The following is a 19,294-nucleotide window of genomic DNA, read 5'->3' on the forward strand; positions in this document are numbered from 1 at the left end:
GAGGAACCTGTCCCTTCATGAGCCAATCGGTTTCTTCGCAGTATACCTGGGCCGGCCGCTTCTCCGAGCCGACGTCGGATCTCGTCAAGCGATACACTGCCTCGGTGGAGTTCGATCGGCGAATGTGGCGTCAGGATATCCGTGCCTCGCTGGCACACGCGACCATGCTGGCTCGCCAGGGGATCATCGGCGGCGACGATCTCGCCGCCATCGAGCGCGGCATGGCGCAGGTGGCAATGGAAATCGAAGCCGGGACCTTCGCCTGGTCGCTCGACCTCGAAGACGTACACCTGAACATCGAGAAGCGCCTTACCGCCTTGATTGGCGATGCTGGCAAGCGACTGCACACCGGCCGTTCGCGGAATGACCAGGTGGCGACGGACATCCGCCTCTACCTGCGCGACGCGATCGACGCCATTGCCAACTTGCTCGGTGATTTCCGGGACCGGCTGCTTGATCTTGCGGAACGAGAAGCGGCCACACCACTGCCCGGGTTTACCCATCTACAGGTCGCGCAGCCGATCACTTTCGGCCACCACCTGCTGGCCTATCACGAAATGGCGTGCCGCGACGCCGAACGCTTTGCTGATTGCAGAAGGCGCACCAACCGCCTGCCTCTGGGCGCCGCCGCTCTGGCCGGAACAAGTTACCCGATCGACCGTCACTTGGTCGCCGACTTGCTGGGTTTCGACGGCGTCTGCGAAAACTCGCTCGACGCAGTTTCGGACCGCGACTTCGCGATCGAGTTTTGCGCCGCCTGTGCCTTGCTGATGATGCATCTGTCACGTCTGTCGGAAGAGCTGGTACTGTGGATGAGCCCCCGTTTCGGCTTCATCGGAATCGCCGACCGCTATTGCACCGGTAGTTCGATCATGCCGCAGAAGAAGAACCCCGACGTCCCGGAGCTGGCACGCGGCAAGAGCGGACGCGTCTATGGCGACCTCGTGGCGCTGCTGACCCTGATGAAGGGCCAGCCCCTCGCATACAACAAGGACAACCAGGAAGACAAGGAACCGCTGTTCGACGCCATCGACACGGTCAGCGACACGCTCCGCATATTCGTCGAAATGATTCCGGGCATCACCGCCCAGCCGGCGAACATGCGTGACGCCTTGCGGCAGGGGTTTGCCACTGCCACCGATCTCGCCGACTATCTGACGCGAAAGGGGCTCCCATTCCGCGATGCGCATGCCGCGGTCGGCCTGGCCGTTCGCCGTGCGGAGGAACTGGGTGTCGATCTCGGCCAACTTTCGCTGGCCGACCTGCGAGTCTTCTCGCCGCTGATCGGCGACGATGTATTTTCCGTGCTGACCATCGCCGGATCGCTGGCTGCACGCAGTCATGTCGGTGGCACGGCACCCGACCAGGTTCTGGCAGCGATCGCCCGTGCCCGCCGAGCGCGGTCTTCCCACGGCTAGGCGCGAGAGAAGGCATGGAGAAGATCGGCAAGTACGACATCGTCCGAGAAATCGGCCGTGGTGCAACCTCTACCGTGTACCTCTGCAAGGACCCCTTCGCCAAGCGCCAGGTCGCGGTCAAAGTGGCTTTTCCGGGCATTCTGAAAGACCCCAAGCGTGGCACCCTGTATACCCACCTCTTCCTCAACGAAGCGGCTCTGGTCGGCAAACTGCTGCATCCGCACATCGTGCAGACCTACGATGCAGTGGTGGATGACCATCTCTGCTACATCGTCATGGAGTATGTGGGAGGTGGCACGCTGGAGAGCGCTTGCGCATCCGGAACTCGCCTGCCGAGCCAGCGTGTCGTCGAGATCATTTTCAAATGTACTCGAGCGCTGGATTTTGCCTTTCGGGCCGGGATCATCCACCGCGACATCAAGCCGGCCAATATTCTCTTTGCGAGTGCGGACCCGAACGAAGGAGAAGTCAAGATCTCGGATTTTGGCGCGGCCATCATCAGTTCTCCCGACCGCACCCTGGTACTTGGAATCGGGTCGCCCGCCTACATGTCGCCGCAACAGGTGAAGGATCAGCCGCTCGATCACCAAACCGACATCTACTCACTCGGCGTGGTCATGTATCAGTTGCTGACCGCCCGGCTGCCCTTTCAGGCCCGCAACAGCTATGACCTGATCTACCAGATCATCAACACCGAGCCACGCCGGCCATCCGCACTCCACAGCGACATTCCTCCCTCACTCGACGCCATCGTCGCACGTGCGATGAGCAAGAATACCGAGAATCGATACGCGAGCTGGGCGGAATTTGCGCAAGATCTGGCGCATGCATTCCGCAGCGGCAAGTTGAACGCGCCCGCGGACCCGATTGCCGACTACGAAAAATTCGACACCCTGCGCTCCTTCCCCTTCTTTGCCGATTTCTCCGATGTCGAGATCTGGGAAGTCGTGCGATTTTCGGAATGGAGCCGCGTCTCGCCGGGCACTGTGATCATCGAGGACGGGAAAGCCGGTGACTGCTTCTATTTCCTCGCCGAAGGGGAATTGAAAGTCCTGAAGAACGGATTGATCCTCGATCTACTCACCACCGGAGAGTGTTTCGGCGAAATGGCAGTGATCGGCAAGACCACGTCGCGACGCGGCGCAGACATTGTCGCGCTGACCACTGCCAAACTCGTGCGGGTCACCGGCGCCGCTCTGCAGAATTCGTCGGACAGCTGTCGAATGCACTTCTACCAGTCTTTCCTGGCCGTCCTCAGTGCGCGCCTGACGTCCGCCAACGTTCGCCTGGTCTCCTTCTGAGGCGGCAACGGCCGGCACTTCTCTGCCGCGGGAGCCACTCGTGCTAGCGACCGCACCATGGAGCGACCCCGTTGGGACCCATCAGGGCTTGCCGCTGGTAGCTCGTACGCACGATACCGGTCGTCGCATCGAACAGCACGTCGAAGCGCGCGAGCTGATTCCAGGCGTCGCAGAACTGCCATTCCCAGACCAGTTCGTTGCGCGCCGCGAAGTACTCGGTCCACTGCGGCACTGACGGGCCGATCAGGCGCAGCACGGACTGCTGGTCACTCTTGCCCGCTTCGATGCGGGCAAAATGTTCCATGTCGAGCACCGGGTCGATTTGCCGCAATAGTCCGTCCGGAGCGATGAAAACCATGAATGTCTGAGTACCTGCGGGGCCCCGCGGATAAGCCAGTTGCTCGCTGCCATCGGCATTCGTCCAGTGCACCGCCGGCACACCCATGGTCGCGATCACTTCCGACATGGTCGCCACCCCGGGCTGCAGGCCGCTGCCGCTATAGCTGGCGCAGGCGGCAAGCAGGGACGAACCAGCCAAGGCAGACAGACCGAGCAACGGCAGACGCAAATTGTTCGCTGGCTTCTTCATTCCGTCCTCACTCCCTCGGTTCCGTGCAGCGGACATGATACCTCTGCTGACAGGGCGGGCAGACCTTGCTTTGGCTAGTCACGGCTTGACCAGTGACCGGCGATCGACTGCCAGCCGGACGTCGTCCATGCAAAGCAGTCGCGCCGGCTGCGCCTGGCCCGTCACACCGGATCGACGAGACCTTCCAGCAGTTTCTGCAATTCGCCGTCCTCGTACATCTCGCGCATGATGTCGCAGCCGCCCACGAATTCGCCGCGTACGTAGAGCTGGGGAATCGTTGGCCAGTTGGCGTACTCCTTGATGCCGCTACGAATCTCGGCATTCTCAAGCACATTGACGCTGAGGAAACGCGAGACACCGCAGGCCTTCAGAATCTGCACGGTGACCGCCGAAAATCCGCATTGCGGAAACTGCGGCGTCCCTTTCATGTAGAGAACCACCGGATTGCCCGTCACCTGCTCCTTGATCAGTTGCTGTACATCCATCACCAAGATTTCCTCCAGTTGAAAAAAACAATGTATCCCGAATCACCCGACGCTGGCCCGTTCACTCGACGCTCCCGCCGCTGATTCGCTCGATCCGCGACAGGTCGCGCCACGACCTCACCTCGAAGAAACCCGCCGCTCGCAATAGCGCACGCACCTTTCCCGCCTGATCGTAGCCATGCTCGACCAGCAGGCGACCTCCCGGCAGAAGGTGCCGCGCTGCACCGCCAATTACCGTACGCAGGCAGGCCAAACCGTCGCCCCCGCTCACCCCATCGGTCAACGCCATCCGCGGCTCGAAAGGCAGACCGTTCCCTTGCAGGTGCGGATCGCCATCAGCAACGTAGGGTGGATTGGCGACGATCAGGTCATACCGTTCGCCCGTCAGCGGTGAGTACCAGTCCCCGGTGAGAAAGCGAACTGCAACCTCGTGACGCCTGGCATTCTGCCTGGCCACAGCCAGCGCCTCGGAAGACAGGTCGACCGCGGTAAGCACGGTCGCCGGAACGAAATGGCCGATCGTCACCGCAAGCACTCCGGAGCCGGTGCCAAGATCCAAGACGCGCGGCGCCATTTTGCCCTGAAGAGATTCGATTGCAAGTTCGACCAGCAGTTCCGTTTCCGGGCGCGGGATCAGAACCGTCGGGTTAACCAGAAACTCGAGGCCATGGAATTCTGCCGAACCCAGCAGGTAGGCCAGTGGCTCGCCGGCGACCCGCCGCCGAACGAGCGACTCGAGTTGGGCCACCTGTTCGTCCGGCAGCGGGCGCGTCGGGTGCGCCAGGAGTTCGGCGTATCGGCAGCCGGCCAGGTGCTGTACGAGCAGTCGGGCGTCCAGCCGGTCGATGTGCTCGCTGGCCGTACGCCATGCCGCGCCGATCGTCGTCACCGGCAGGCTCGACACGCCAGGCCGGCACACCGTCGCCAGAAGGCAAGGCCGCGCACGCAACGACTCTTCCCCGAGCAAGCGCCTCACTCGCCCTCGGCAAGCATCGCCAGTTGATCCGCCTGATGTTCGGCAGTCAGCGCGGCAACAAGATCGTCGAGATCGCCGTCCAGGATTGCGTCGATCTTGTAAAGAGTGAGATTGATGCGATGGTCGGTCACCCGCCCCTGTGGAAAATTGTACGTCCGGATCCGCTCGGAGCGGTCGCCGCTGCCAATCAGGTTACGGCGCTCCGAAGCTCTGTTCGCGTGCTGCTCACGCTCCTGCATGTCGCGGATGCGCGCCACCAGCACGGAGAGTGCCTGCGCCTTGTTCTTGTGCTGCGAACGATCGTCCTGGCATTCAACGACGATGCCCGTCGGCAGGTGCGTGATGCGCACCGCCGAATCGGTCTTGTTGATGTGTTGTCCGCCGGCGCCCGACGCCCGATAGGTATCGACCCGAATCTCCGCGGGACTGATCTGCACATCCTCGAGTGCGTCGGCCTCCGGCATCACCGCCACCGTACACGCCGAAGTGTGAATGCGACCCTGCGTTTCGGTTTCCGGGACACGCTGCACCCGATGTGCTCCCGATTCGAATTTGAGACGCGAGTACACGCCGTTGCCAATGATGCGAGCGATTACCTCCTTGTAGCCGCCGAGGTCGGAAACGCTGGCGGACACGATCTCGACCTGCCAGCGCCGACGCTCCGCATAGCGCACGTACATGCGAAAGAGATTGCCCGCAAACAGCGCCGATTCGTCACCACCGGTCCCGGCGCGGATTTCCAGAAAAACGTTGCGTTCATCCTTGGCATCCTTCGGGAGCAGCAGTTTCTGCAACTCCAATTCGATCGCCGGCAACCGCTCCCTGGCGGACTGCACTTCTGCTTCCGCCAGCTCCCGCATTTCCGGATCAGCCAACAGTTCGAGGCCCGAATGCAGGTCCGCCTCGGCTTTTCGCCACGACTGGTAAAGTGCGACGACGGGACCGAGTTCGGCGTGCTCGCGCGACAGCTTGCGGTATTCGTCAATGTCGCGAGTCGCCTCGCCGCTCGCCAGCATGCGGTCGAGTTCGTGAAGGCGACCGTTGAGCTGTTCGAGTTTGTCACAAATGCTCTGATTCATCGGGAAATCTGGTCAAGCCGGAAAGCAGCGGAAAACTCTTCATTGACCTGGTGTCAGTCGCGAAAGCCCGCTACTCGCCCATGTGGGAATCGGTGTGCAAGTGGAACAGACGCGCCGCCAGCGAAGGCAACTCGTCGCGGTCGCCCGCCGCCTGGCTCAGTGCCTGCGTTGGCGCATGCAAGAACTTGTTGGTCAGGCGATGTGAGAACTGTTCGAGCACCCGCGCCGGATCTTCACCCCTGGCCAGCAACTTCAACGCGTGCTCCAATTCGTGCCGGCGCGACCTTTCAGCGGCATCGCGCAATGAACGAATCACGGGCACTGTACCACGCGTCGCCAACCAGCGCAGGAATCCGTCGACCCTATCGCTGATGATCGCCTCGGCGTCGATCACGGCCGCCTGGCGCGATTCGATCCCGGCGGCGACCACCTGTGCGAGGTCGTCGACCGTGTACAGGAAGACGTCGTCCAGGTCACCGATCTCCGTTTCGATATCGCGCGGCACGGCGAGATCGACCATGAACATCGGGCGGTGGCGACGCAGCCTGATGGCGCGCTCGACCATGCCCAAACCGATGATCGGCAGCGGACTCGCCGTGCAGGAAACAACGATGTCGAACTGCGCCAGGCGCTCGCCGATTTCCTCGAGTCTGATCGCGGTGCCACCCAGGCGGTCCGCAAGAGCCAGGCCGCGCTCGACCGTCCGGTTGGCGATCACTACCTGTTTCGGCCGGTTCGCCGCGAAATGCCGGGCGCAAAGGTCTATCATCTCGCCGGCGCCGATGAACAGCAGCTTCTGATCGGCGATCCGCCCGAAAATTCGTTCCGCCAGACGCACCGCGGCCGCTGCCATGGAAACGACGTTCACACCGATTGCGGTCGTCGAGCGCACTTCCTTGGCAACAGCGAACGAGTGCTGGAACAGCTTGTGCAGGGTCGTGCCGAGAGTGCCTGCCTCGTCCGCCGCACGTGCTGCCTCTTTCATCTGTCCAAGAATCTGAGGTTCGCCAAGGACCATCGAATCCAGGCCGCTGGCAACGCGAAAGACATGGCGAACGGCGTCGCGCTCGGGATACGTATACAGGTAGGGATCGAGTTCGTGGCGCGCCAGATGATGATACTCGGCCAGCCACTGTGCCGCTGCTTCCGGCGCATCGGTCGCGAAGTAGAGCTCGGTGCGGTTGCAGGTCGAGAGGATCGCGGCCTCATGAACCGGCTTGCAGTGTGTCAGGTCGGCAAGTGCCCGCGGCACCCCCGCAGAGTGAAAAGCCACCTGCTCACGGACCGACAGCGGGGCAGTATGATGGTTGATGCCTAGCGTAAACAGCGGCATTCTCGGAGGCGGCAGACGAGGGAGCAGGCGAGGGCGCGATTATATCACCGACGCCGAGAACCCCTCGGCGCGAGGAATCCCGTCGCCCGCGCCGTTCAGAAGACGTCGGGCCGTGGCTTGCCGATGAAATAGCCTTGCGCGTAGTCCACGCCAAAGCTGCGCAGCATATTCAAGGCTCGTTCGTCCTCGACAAACTCGGCGACCGTCTTCTTGCCGAAACCACGAGCCACCTCGGCCAGTGCGCGCACGAAAACCTGATCGTCGGGACTGTCGACCAGCGTACGCACGAAAGAGCCATCGATCTTCACGTAATCAACGGGCAACTGCTTGATATAGTTGAATGATGAGAATCCCACTCCGAAGTCGTCGAGGGAGAACGCACAGCCCAGTTGGCGAACTGCTTCCATAAAGGCTCGTGCCGCGGAAAAGTCCGAGACGGCAGCCGTTTCGGTAATCTCGAAAACTACGTGACTGGGCAGCAATGGGCTACGCGCCAGCTCGCTGCGGATGAAGGACAACAGCTTGGGATCGTTGATGCTGACGCCCGACAGATTGATCGAGAACCTGTAATACCTTCCGACGGCAAACAGCGACACCATTGTAGCGAACACCTGCTGGATCACGCAGCGATCGATTTCGCGGATCAAGCCGCTGTTTTCGGCTACTTCCATGAATGCGGCCGGTGGAATCACCGACCCGTCGGCCGCCTGCATGCGCACCAGCGCCTCGTAGTGACTCACTTGCCGCGCACGGATATCCTGTATCGGCTGGTAATGAACGACGAATCGCTGGTCGGTCAATGAGCGGCTGATCATCTCTCTCCAGTGCAGACGATCCTGAATCTTCTCCTGCACGCCCTCCCCCTCCGAGTAGAGGTGCCAGCCATCCCCGCCCCTGGCCTTGGCCTGGTACATCGCGATGTCTGCATTGGCGAGGAGCTGCTTGACGTCGATCTTCGCCTCGGAGAAGACCACGATGCCGATACTGGCGGAAATCCGATGGCTTGCATGCAATCCGGGAAACTGGATTTCGGCGAGCCGCTTGTTGATTTTTTCCGCCACCTGGACGGCACCGTCGTGATCACACTCGTGCAGCAGCAACCCGAGTTCGTCGCCGCCCAGCCTCCCCAGCAGATCGCTGGCACGCGCCACCTTGCCGACCTCGTCGGCCACGATCCGCAGGAGGGTATCACCAGCCTGATGTCCGCTCACGTCGTTGACATATCGAAACTCGTCCAGGTCGAGATAAAGCAACGCACCACCGTGTCCGAGACGGCGCGCGCTGGCCAGCGAACTTTCGAGTTCCTGCTGGAAATGTTGCCGGTTGACCAGACCGGTCAGCGGATCGTGCTCGGCGAGGTGTTTGACGTGTGATTCGGCGCGCTTGCGGTCGGTGTGGTCGATCCCCACCGAAAGAATCATCACCTTGTCGCCAGAATGGCCGGCCAGACGCGAATGATTCCAGATGATTTCATACGCCTGTCCGCTGGCGGCCAGCAGCAGGGATTCCAATTGCACATGCCGACGACGACCAGAGGATATGTCACGCAAGACCTGGCGGACCATCGCTTCCGGCGACGATTCTTCGGGTCCGAGCAGATCGAAAAAACGTTTCCCGGAAAGGTCCTCATCCCGCCAACCCGACAGTTGCCGCCCGTAGCGGTTCAACGTCAGGATCCGACCATCGACGAACTGCGTCAGAATGATGACCTGTGCCGTATCGAGCAGGCCCCTGCTGAAATCCCGCTCGACCGATATGCGATCCAGCATCTTCTGCGTCTCGGCAGAATGCGCGGCAACCTCGCTTTCCAGAGCCTCCAGCCGATACGAAAGGGCAATTGCCGCCTCGTCGAGGCTGTCGACTTCGTCCTCGAGCAGACGCCGGGTGCGCGGAGCAATCCTTGCACGCGCCTCGGCAAAAGCCCTCCGGCCCAGCAAGGGGATGGCCGATACAGCTCGCGTCATGCGTTGCAGCGGCGCGTGCACGAGCATCGCCAACAGGAGGAGCGACAACAATGAAGCGAGCAGCTCACCCCGTAGGCGACTCCAGACCGACTTGCCAATGGCGGCCCGCGCGTCGGTAAGCTCGTCGATGACCACCATCATCGGCGGCAACTGGTCTCCTGTGGGAGCATCGAGCGCGAGAAACGACAGTTCGAAGTACTGGTCATCGTAAGGCAACGAGAGGTACGCATGCCCGCGCGGCCGGTCGATCGGCGGAATCGAGGTCAGTTGGCGGAGCAGCGGCCGAGCCCTTGCCTTGCTGCTCAGCTCGATCACCCGCAGGCCGACTTGTTGCAGGACTTCCTTGTCCGCGGGCTGGGCCGTCACCGCCTGTGTCACCGGCAGGAGAACGCCAAGATCGGCACCTGACAGGCGTTTGAATGAATTGACCACGTCAGCAGGCGAACTGCCGACCACAACCACCCCAGCCACACGGCCGGCCGAGAGGATCGGTGCCGCGGCGTACTCGGTGCAGACGTCCCGGCAGCGTGTCCAGTGCATGGCATGCTCGCTGCGCATGACGGTGCGCACCTGCAGTTCATGATCCGTTTCGACAGGTACGTCGGACGGCCAACTGGCGAGAGGTGGGCCGACTGCCGTGTAAACCTGCAGCGAGTCGATCCCCAGATCGAGTTGCAGCGCCGCCCAGCAGCTATCGAAACGTCTGCGCAGACGCTCCCTCCCCGCCCGCGTCCCGAGCGTGTCGACGGAATCGAAAGCGGCCAGTACTGCGGCCATTCCCTGCAGACGCAGACCGAAGTCGTCGCGCAGGGCAAAGGCCTGGTCGACGAGACGCTGTCTCGTCTCGGTACGCTGCTTTTCGAAACCCACGGTCAGATCGTGAAAGTGCAGCCAGGATAAGGCGCCGTTCACCGACAGCATGACCGTGCCCAAGGTCAACAAGACCTTCCACTTCACGCTGAGGAATCTGGAGGCGCGGCGCGCGCGGGGCGCAGGAGGATTGTCCGACATGGGTCGCGACTAGAAGCGATACGATGCCTGCAGCATGTAGTTGTCCCAGTAGCGACGCAAGGACTGGGAGTTCGGGTTGTCTTGTACCGCCAGAAAGCCGGTACCGTCCACCCAGTGCGCCTCGACGCGCAACATGAACTGCGGAGTTACGTCGAAACGCAGGCCCGCCGTCCAGTCCCTGGCAAAGCGACTGAAGGCGGGTTGCCGGGTCGCTGCCGCAAAACGCTGGCCATCCCGGTCACCCCAGTCAGCGTAATAGGCATCGTAACGCAGCAGCGCTTCCCACTGCGGTGCCAGGCGGTACGTTCCCTGCAAATAGTAGCTTCGCCCGTCGGCGGTGCCGTTGTAGAAGAAGGGCCCAAAGTTCGAGACGGAAGACCGGCGCAAGGCATACTCGCTCGTCAGGCTCCAGCATTCGGCATTGTACTGGGCGGAAAAGATCAGCGGCGTCAGCTCGAACCGACCGGAGCGCAGCAGGTCTCCGAAGCCGGGCTTGTAATGCAAATCCAGACGGGTGGCGGTGAAAGCGAGGCGATAGGTGCCGCCGGCACCCTCGTACAGTAGCTGGAAATCCGGCGCCAGACCGGAATCGAGGCTGCCTGGTCGATTCAGTCCGACCAGCGCGACTTTCGCCGCGTCCGAGTCGGTCTGCGGTTGCCCATAGGCGAAACTGGCAGAGAGGATCCCTCCTTCGCCATAGCGCTCGACATAAATCTCGCCTCCGTCGGCGGAAACCGTCAGGTTGCGCGTTCGCTCGAAGTAGATCGACTGCGGCAGGATGATGCTGGGTCGCGTGAACGGCACGTCGCGCGTCTTGTTGTACAAGCCATAGGCAGTCTTTATGCGGCCGACGCGCACGCCACCACGTCCTTCTTCGCTCGAGAGTGGGCTCCAGTCGGCCAGGCCGTAGTCCAGCCGCGCGCCTCCGTCATCGGTGCCGCCGGCGCGCCGCGAGAGCACCTCGGCCGCCACCTGTAGTTCCGGCGTCACGCGCCACGACGCATTCAGCCCCACTTCCGAGAAATCGTTGCTGATCCGGTCGTCGCTGTGCCCGAAGAAATTGTTGTCGCTGGTATTCACCAGGGTCAGGGAAGCGAAGCCGTGCACCTGGAAGTCCCCTCCTAGCAGATCAAGGCAAAGCACCGGCTGCGCCCACAGCAGGCAGGCGCCAAACAGCGCGATACCCGGCGCGGCGCTAGCGAATCTTGAGTACACGCACATTCGGATTTACCTCACTCGCCTTGACGTAACCGATCGCCCCTGGCGTGGATGCCACTCGCGACAGCATCTCCTGGGTGGAGCTCAACTGTTCAGGGTATTGGCCCTGTCCCGAGAAGACCTGCCGATCCCAGGCCATCCGCAACTGCTGGGGAAATACCTGCAGCAGGCTCTTGCTGAACGTTGCGTGCTCGGGAGCTTCGTCGCGGAGAACGAACACCTTGGTGGCGGTCTCGCCTGGCCATTTCTGCAAACGCATACCGAAGATCGCGCGCAGCGATGCACGGGAAATCGTTTCGTCACTGGTTGCCGGATGGGCGATGGCGACCATCGCCGGCTCGACCGTCTCGGCATGTGCGGCAATCGGCAGAACACTCGTCAACATCCCGAGGACAAGCGCTCGCAAGAGCGAACTCACCGATTTAATGGCAATAGTCTTCTCCATTGGAGGGCATGCTACCAGACAATGCGGGCGGCGATTCGGCCATCGTCGAACAATCCGTGCGCCTCGTGCTATGCGGACAGGATGACATCGCCGCACTCCGCCGGGATTATTGACAACCAGGTACCCGCCGACGGAGACGCCACCTTGAGAGGCGTTTCGACGGTAGGCAAGTGCTTTCGGGACAAGCGGGCAGGACGCAAGCGGCGACAAGCCCCATCAAACTCGCAAGAAGTGCGTAATGGCCTTGATCGAGGGGAAATTCAGTGAAAAAAAAAGCCACGGCATGCCGTGGCTGCTGACCGGAACAAACAGCTCACACTCGCGTCGGTTGCCTGCCGGTTGCCGAGGCACTCTCCATCCAGCGCTTGATGCGATTAGCATCGCCAATGCGAGTCTGCTTGCCGGCCGAGTCGAGCAGCACGATGACCACCGGTTTGTCCGCGACGCGCGCCTGCATCACCAGACACTTGCCGGCTTCCTGAATGTACCCGGTCTTCGACAGACCAATCTCCCAGGTCGGGCTGCTCACCAGCTGGTTGGTATTGTGGAAATCGAGTTCACGACCCTTGACCTCGGCACGCGCACCTGGAGTCGTGGAGAACTCACGGATGAGCGGGTAATGATGCGCCGCAGCAACCATGCGTGCCAGATCAAATGCCGTGGAAACGTTGTTGCTGTTGAGACCGGTGGGATCCTCGAAGTGCGAATTGCCCATGCCCAGCGACATTGCCTTGCGGTTCATTGCCGCGACGAAAGCCTGCAAGCCGCCCGGATAGTGACGCGCCAGCGAATTCGCAGCGCGGTTCTCGGAAGACATCAAAGCCAGCAGCAAAGCCGTTTCGCGAGTAATCACCGTTCCCACTCCCAGCCGTGAGCGGCTGCCGCGCAGATAGTCGACGTCTTCGTCAGTGATCGTAATCGGCGCCTGCAGATTTGGCATGCTGTCGAGCACGACCATTGCCGTCATCAGCTTGGTGATCGATGCGATCGGCACGACCGCGTTGGCATTTTTTTCGTACAGCGGCTCGCCGCCGTCCTGTGGCACCACCAGCGCAGACCCCGACTGCACCGCCAGGTGCCCTGGTTCCTGCCAGAGATCGAAGCTGCTCGCGGCAACCCTCGTCAGGCCCCGTTTATGCGCGGCGTGCACCACGCCATTACCCGTCGCGGCGCTGGCATACCTGCCACCATGCGCGACTGGAGTCAACTCGGACTTCGCGACCCGTGATCCGCTCCTGTCCTTGTGAGCAATCGGTGCAACCGCCCCGTGTCGGGCCACCGGCGGCACCTTGGCCGTGGCACTATTGCTCGCTGCTGCGCCGGCAGTGCCTTTTCTGACGATCGCGTCGGTCTTGTGTGCAGCCGTCCGGTTCGACCCATTCTGCGCCACCGTCGGCCCCTTGCTCCCGTGCACGACCGGCTCGGCCTTGTTCTTATGAGCTTCCGTCCTGACCTTTTCGGTCGCGTGGGCGCTGCCGATGGGCGCGCTCATCGTGCCCAGCAAGGTGCTGATCAACAACGCTGTTTTCAGTCTCGGCCGCATCTCGTCCCTCCCGCACATTTCATTATCGGCAATTTTACCGCAGTCCATCGCATGATAGCCATAGGCGATGAAAAAGAAGGAGATACATGAACTATGTAAGGTAGCACATCAGACGGACTCAGGACGCCAGGAAGTCCTCTACTTCGAATCGACGAGCCATCGCGTCCTTGTAACCGAGGTCGATCAGCGCCCCGGTGTAGGACCCTTCGAAGAGCAGGTAGCTGGTCAATACGCCGCCGCGCCGATGTGTCGCGCCGAGACCGCGAAGCAGCGTTCGCACCGCCACCGGCAGCGCGTCGACATGGCGCGCAGCGAGATAATCCAGGCGTTCGGACGGGGTGATGATCAGCGATCGCAGCGGCCGCAGGGGAATTTCCCCAGTCGCCGACAAGTCATCCGGTATCTTAGAGAGCGTGCGGTTGATGCGCTCCATTCGTTCCACATCGACCGCCAGGCTATCCAGAAAGATCGAGGAAAGGGCATGTCCGGCAATCTGCGCCAGGGTTGGATAAGTTCGCGAACTCTGCCGCTGTGCCAGGTCGTTCGGTTGTCCGACGCCGACGATCAGGATTTTCTCGGCCCCCAGATGGATTGCCGGCGAGATCGGCGCCAACTGGCGCATCGATCCGTCCCCGCAATATTCGCGGTTGAGGTGTACAGCCGGAAACAGGAAAGGGATCGCGCTGGAAGCCATCAGATGGTCCACCGAGAGCGCAGCCCGACAACCGGCGCGCTGGGTCCGTCGCCAAGTCCCCACCTCCGGATGTGCCTGAAAGAAACTGATCCCGTCTCCGGTCGTATAACCCGATGCCGTGATGCTGACGGCGTAAAGCCGGCCCTTGCGAATCGAGCGCTCGATGTTGCGAAAATCCAGTCGCTGGGTGAGCAGCTTTCGCAGGGGCCGGTTGTCGAGCAGCGAACGCGGACTGCGCCCGATCGCCCAACCGAGCAGCAACGCCGCCAGCCACCGCCCGCCCGAGGCAGCGACTCCGATCGGATCGGCGCGATAGATGTGGCCTGCGTGCATGTTCCGCCAGACCTCCGCCAGGGCGTCGACGGCAGCGCGGAAATTGCCGGCGTTGCAGGCCAGCGTCGCCACGTTGACGGCACCGGCGGAGGTGCCACAGAGAATGGGAAACGGGTTTTCGGTCGACTCGCCGCGCAATTCCCGGATGGCCAGCAACACGCCCACCTGATAGGCAGCGCGCGCGCCACCTCCACCAAGCACCAGCGCAGTTCGGAGATTTGCCATGGGCCCTAGCTACGGTGGCCTGCAGACTCCGGTAACTCGCGTCTCATCGACGCCGACCGGCACTTCACGGGGCCGGGTCGCCGCCGCTTGTCGGTGACGAGTCAGCGCTCATTCATCAGCTTGTCGACCACGGTCAGCGCCGTCATGTTGACGATACGCCGCACGGTTGCCGTCGAAGTCAGAATATGCACCGGCTGCGCAGCACCGAGCAGAATCGGTCCAATCGTCAGATTGTCGCCCGAGGCGACCTTCAGCAAGTTGTACGAGATGTTGGCCGCGTCAAGGGTGGGCATGATCAGCAGATTGGCCTGCGCTTTCAAGCGCGCGTCGCCGGGAAAGATTCGATGTCGGATATGCTCGTCGAGCGCGGCGTCGCCATGCATTTCGCCCTCGACCTCCAGACGCGGAGCACGTTCCTTCAGGATTCGCAGCGCCTCGCGCATTTTCAGCGCACTGGGAGTGTTTTCCGAACCGAAGGACGAATGCGACAGCAAGGCAACACGCGGCGTGATGCCAAAACGACGAACCTCGTCGGCGGCGAGCAGCGTCATGTCCGCCAACTGCTCGGCCGACGGATCGTAGGTAATGTAGGTATCGGCAATGAACACGGTGCGATCTGGCAGCACCAGCAGGCTCATCGCGTAAAGCTTACGCACTCCGGGCGCCAGACCGATGACGTTCTCCACGTATTCCCGATGCGCCCCCTGGCGACCATAGGTGCCGCAGATCAGACCGTCCGCGTCGCCCATGCGGACCATCAGCGCACCAAACAAAGTCGCGCGGCGCCGTACTTCTCGCCTGGCAAATTCCGCCGCAACGCCCTTGCGCTCCGTCAGCCGCCGGTACTCCCGCCAGTAGGACTCGAAATGCTCATTGAAGAATTCGTTGTTGTCGGCGTACACGATATCGAAGTCGTCGCCGGGAGCTACGCGCAGGTTCAAATGGTCGAGCTTGCGCTCGATGTCCCGCGGATCGCCAATGAGGATCGGCCGGGCGATTCCTTCGTCGACGATCACCTGTATGGCACGCAGCACCCGATCGTCCTCGCCTTCGGCAAACACGATGCGCCGGGGTGCCTGCTTGGCCTGGGAAAACACCGGTTTCATGATCAGGCCGAAGTGATAGACGAACTCGTCCAGACTGTCGCGATAGGCCTCGATGTCCCGGATCGGACGGCTCGCCACCGCCGACTGCATGGCCGCTTCGGCCACTGCCGGCGCGATTTTGCCGATCAGGCGTGGATCAAAGGGATTCGGAATCAGGTACTCGGGACCAAAATTGGTGTGCTGTTCGCCGTACGCCCTGAGCGCGACTTCGGACTGCTCGACGCGAGCCAGCTCGGCGATCGCGTGCACTGCCGCCAGTTTCATCTCTTCGGTGATCGTGGTGGCCCCGACATCCAATGCCCCACGAAAAATGAAGGGAAAACACAGCACGTTATTCACCTGGTTGGGATAATCGGAGCGACCGGTGGCGATGATCGCGTCACTGCGCACCTCCTTGACCTCTTCCGGCCTGATCTCCGGATTTGGATTGGCGAGGGCCATGATCAGCGGTAACGGTGCCATCTTCGCCACCATCTCCTTTTTCAATACACCGCCGGCTGACAGACCAAGAAAGACGTCGGCCCCCTCGATCACCTCGGCCAGCGTACGGGCATCGGTGCGCTTGGCGTAGCGTCCCTTGATTTCGTCCATGTCCTCGACGCGGCCCTCGTAGACCAGGCCGTGAATGTCCGTCACCCAGATGTTTTCGACCGGAATGCCGAGCATTACCAGCAGTTCCAGGCACGCCAGCGCGGCAGCACCGGCGCCGGAAGTCACCAGCTTCACCTGATCGAGTTGCTTGCCCTGGAGAAACAGTCCGTTGAGGATGGCCGCGCCCACCACGATCGCCGTCCCATGCTGATCGTCGTGAAAGACCGGGATCTTCATCCGCTCGCGCAGTTTCTTCTCGACGTGGAAACACTCCGGTGCCCGGATGTCTTCGAGGTTGATGCCGCCAAAGGTGGGCTCCAGGGCAGAGATGATTTCCACCAGGCGATCGGGGTCGCGTTCGTCGATCTCCAGGTCGAACACGTCGATGTTGGCGAATTTCTTGAACAGTACGGCCTTGCCTTCCATCACCGGCTTGGCGGCCAGCGGCCCGATCGCACCGAGGCCGAGAACCGCCGTGCCGTTGGTGATGACGCCAACCAGATTGGCGCGCGAGGTGAGGGTACTGGCCTCACCCGGTGCCGCGACAATCTCTTCGCACGCCGCGGCGACGCCCGGAGAGTAGGCCATCGACAGATCATACTGGTTGGCAAGCTGTTTGGTCGGCTGAATCGCGACCTTGCCCGGCTTCGGATTGCGATGGTAGAACAGGGCGGCAATGCGTAACTGGTCTTTGTTCATGAATCCCTCCTCAGTAGGATCAGGCAGCGACAGCCGCGGCCGGTGGGCGGGCAGCAGTGCGCGTCGCTTGCGCGGTGTTTCCCGGCTGTCGCGACGGGGAAACACTTGTCTATGGACCGCCGATGCACGCCGGACCTGTGGCATAATTACACAAACCCTCAAATCCTTGTAGCACCCACGCCTAGCATGCCGTTTCCACCCCGATTGCACTGGGCTTGTTTCTCCACCAGCCGCGACCGACGCGTCGCACCGGATTGGCAGGGCCATTCCGGATTCTGGACTTCTTTCGCCCCCGCGCGCGCCGCTCCACGGTAAGTTCCGCTTCTCTACCTTCCTTCGAGAGTGATTGCCATGAACCAGACTGTTTCCCTAAATGCCCCCGATTACGTCAAACATGAAGGCCTGAAAAAATGGGTTGCCGAAATTGCGGCACTCACGGAGCCCGCCCAGGTGGTCTGGGCCGATGGCTCTCAGGAAGAGTACGACCGCCTGTGCGCCGAACTGGTCGAGGCCGGCACCTTCATTAAGCTCAAGAAGCGCAAGAACTCTTTCCTCGCATTCTCCGATCCTTCCGACGTCGCGCGCGTCGAAGACCGCACTTACATCTGCTCGGAGAAGAAGGAAGACGCCGGTCCGACCAACAACTGGGAAGACCCGAACAAGATGCGTGAAATTCTCGGTGGACTGTTCAAAGGTTGCATGCGGGGACGCACGATGTACGTCATCCCCTTCTCGATGGGACCGATCGGCTCGCCGATTGCCCAGATCGGCATCGAGATCAGCGACAGCGCGTACGTCGTGGTCAACATGCGCATCATGACCCGCATGGGCAAGGACGTATTTCCCGTTCTCGGTACCGACGGCTCGTTCGTCCCTTGCGTGCACACGATCGGCGCACCGAAAGAGCCCGGGCAAAAGGATCCGCGCTGGCCGTGCAATCCAACCACCAAGTACATCGTCCACTATCCGGAGACCCGCGAAATCTGGTCCTACGGTTCCGGCTACGGTGGCAATGCCTTGCTCGGCAAGAAGTGCCTCGCTCTGCGCATCGCTTCCAACATGGCGCGTGACGACGGCTGGATGGCCGAACACATGCTGATCCTTGGCGTCGAATCGCCGGCGGGCAAGAAACACTACGTCGCCGCCGCTTTCCCGTCGGCTTGCGGCAAGACCAACTTCGCCATGCTCGTCCCGCCAAAGAGCTTGAGCGGCTGGAAAATCACGACGATCGGCGACGACATCGCGTGGATCAAGCCGCGCAAGGACCAGGACGGCGTCACGCGCCTCTACGCCATCAATCCGGAAGCCGGCTTCTTCGGCGTCGCTCCCGGCACCAACGACAAGACGAACTTCAACGCGATGGCTTCGTTGTCCGAGAATACGATCTTCACCAACGTCGCACTGACCGACGATGGCGACGTGTGGTGGGAAGGCATGGGTCCGCCGCCGGCACATGCCATCGACTGGCAGGGCAATGACTGGACACCGGAAATCGCGAAGGAGAAGGGCACCAAGGCAGCGCACCCGAACTCCCGCTTCACCGCACCCGCCGCGCAATGCCCGTGCATCGACGAACAGTGGCAGAACCCGGAAGGCGTGCCGATCTCGGCTTTCCTTTTCGGGGGCCGTCGTGCGTCGACGGTGCCGCTGGTCTGCCAGACGCGTGACTGGGACCACGGCGTATACGCCGCGGCGACACTCGGTTCCGAGACGACCGCTGCCGCTTTCGGCCAGCAGGGCGTCGTTCGTCGTGACCCGTTTGCGATGCTCCCGTTCTGCGGCTACAACATGGCCGACTACTACAACCACTGGTTGAAGATGGGCAACGTGCCCGACAAGACGGTACCGATCTTCATGGTCAACTGGTTCCGCATGAACGAGAAGGGTGAATTTGCGTGGCCAGGCTTCGGCGACAACGCCCGCGTTCTCGAATGGATCATCGGACGCTGCGAAGGCACGGTTTCGGCGCGCGAGACGACCCTCGGCTGGATGCCCAACTACGAGGATCTCGACTGGGCTGGCAGCGACTTTTCCAAGGAAGAGTTCGCCAATGTCACAAGCCTCGACAAGCAGGCGTGGCTGAACGAACTCGCCGGGGTCAAGGACTGGTTCGGCAAGATGGGAGACAAATTGCCCGGTAAGCTCGCCGACATTCGCGACAAGTTCGAGCAGGAATTCCAGGCAGCCTGAGTCGTAGCGCAGCCGCAAGAAGGCCGCCGGCGGGCGGCCTTTTTTCGTTCGCCAGTGCGCCTTGTGGTTACACTGTATGTCCTGTTCGAAGCTT

The 19,294-nt window shown here is 61.8% G+C and carries 14 protein-coding genes; 3 read left to right on the forward strand and 11 right to left on the reverse strand.

Annotated features, from left to right (window positions below; genetic code table 11):
• The first annotated feature begins 17 nt into the window (after positions 1 to 17).
• Both argH and NFV80_RS07865 read left to right on the forward strand, forming a co-directional pair.
• Complete coding sequence (gene argH / locus NFV80_RS07860) at positions 18 to 1,418, forward strand: argininosuccinate lyase (RefSeq protein ID WP_295327348.1); 1,401 nt, start codon at positions 18 to 20, stop codon at positions 1,416 to 1,418.
• 14 nt (positions 1,419 to 1,432) lie between these two features.
• Entirely contained in the window at positions 1,433 to 2,719 is a 1,287-nt protein-coding gene (locus tag NFV80_RS07865; protein WP_295327346.1) for a serine/threonine-protein kinase, read from the forward strand.
• A 43-nt stretch (positions 2,720 to 2,762) separates the two neighbouring features.
• Here the strand turns inward: NFV80_RS07865 and NFV80_RS07870 are convergent, their stop codons facing one another.
• The 11 genes from NFV80_RS07870 to NFV80_RS07920 form a co-directional block, all read right to left on the reverse strand.
• Positions 2,763 to 3,308 (reverse strand): hypothetical protein, encoded by a 546-nt coding sequence (locus NFV80_RS07870; protein ID WP_295327344.1) that lies wholly within the window; start codon positions 3,306 to 3,308, stop codon positions 2,763 to 2,765.
• A 161-nt stretch (positions 3,309 to 3,469) separates the two neighbouring features.
• Entirely contained in the window at positions 3,470 to 3,793 is a 324-nt protein-coding gene (grxD, locus tag NFV80_RS07875) for a Grx4 family monothiol glutaredoxin (protein WP_295327342.1), read from the reverse strand.
• A gap of 61 nt (positions 3,794 to 3,854) precedes the next feature.
• Positions 3,855 to 4,673 carry a peptide chain release factor N(5)-glutamine methyltransferase gene (prmC, locus tag NFV80_RS07880; protein ID WP_295327426.1) on the reverse strand — a complete coding sequence of 273 codons (819 nt, stop codon included), beginning with the start codon at positions 4,671 to 4,673 and terminating at the stop codon, positions 3,855 to 3,857.
• 92 nt (positions 4,674 to 4,765) lie between these two features.
• Positions 4,766 to 5,848 (reverse strand): peptide chain release factor 1, encoded by a 1,083-nt coding sequence (gene prfA, locus NFV80_RS07885; protein ID WP_295327340.1) that lies wholly within the window; start codon positions 5,846 to 5,848, stop codon positions 4,766 to 4,768.
• A 70-nt stretch (positions 5,849 to 5,918) separates the two neighbouring features.
• Positions 5,919 to 7,181 (reverse strand): glutamyl-tRNA reductase, encoded by a 1,263-nt coding sequence (gene hemA / locus NFV80_RS07890; protein WP_295327338.1) that lies wholly within the window; start codon positions 7,179 to 7,181, stop codon positions 5,919 to 5,921.
• Positions 7,182 to 7,276: 95 nt separating this feature from the next.
• Complete coding sequence (locus NFV80_RS07895) at positions 7,277 to 10,087, reverse strand: EAL domain-containing protein (RefSeq protein ID WP_296758320.1); 2,811 nt, start codon at positions 10,085 to 10,087, stop codon at positions 7,277 to 7,279.
• Positions 10,088 to 10,165: 78 nt separating this feature from the next.
• Positions 10,166 to 11,371 carry a hypothetical protein gene (locus NFV80_RS07900; protein ID WP_296758322.1) on the reverse strand — a complete coding sequence of 402 codons (1,206 nt, stop codon included), beginning with the start codon at positions 11,369 to 11,371 and terminating at the stop codon, positions 10,166 to 10,168.
• On the reverse strand, positions 11,352 to 11,819 hold the full coding sequence (locus NFV80_RS07905; protein ID WP_295327332.1) for a substrate-binding domain-containing protein: 468 nt from the start codon (positions 11,817 to 11,819) through the stop codon (positions 11,352 to 11,354). Before NFV80_RS07905 ends, NFV80_RS07900 begins: the two co-directional genes overlap by 20 nt.
• A 313-nt stretch (positions 11,820 to 12,132) precedes the next feature.
• Complete coding sequence (pbpG, locus tag NFV80_RS07910; protein ID WP_296758324.1) at positions 12,133 to 13,338, reverse strand: D-alanyl-D-alanine endopeptidase; 1,206 nt, start codon at positions 13,336 to 13,338, stop codon at positions 12,133 to 12,135.
• Positions 13,339 to 13,480: 142 nt separating this feature from the next.
• Entirely contained in the window at positions 13,481 to 14,614 is a 1,134-nt protein-coding gene (locus NFV80_RS07915; protein ID WP_295327329.1) for a patatin-like phospholipase family protein, read from the reverse strand.
• A gap of 101 nt (positions 14,615 to 14,715) precedes the next feature.
• A complete protein-coding gene (locus NFV80_RS07920) occupies positions 14,716 to 17,010 on the reverse strand; it encodes an NADP-dependent malic enzyme (RefSeq protein WP_295327327.1) in 2,295 nt (764 codons plus the stop codon).
• Positions 17,011 to 17,361: 351 nt separating this feature from the next.
• Between NFV80_RS07920 and NFV80_RS07925 the strand changes: the two genes are divergently transcribed.
• Complete coding sequence (locus NFV80_RS07925) at positions 17,362 to 19,200, forward strand: phosphoenolpyruvate carboxykinase (GTP) (protein ID WP_295327325.1); 1,839 nt, start codon at positions 17,362 to 17,364, stop codon at positions 19,198 to 19,200.
• Positions 19,201 to 19,294: the final 94 nt, after the last annotated feature.

This window comes from Accumulibacter sp. (assembly GCF_023806565.1).
Taxonomy (GTDB): domain Bacteria; phylum Pseudomonadota; class Gammaproteobacteria; order Burkholderiales; family Rhodocyclaceae; genus Accumulibacter.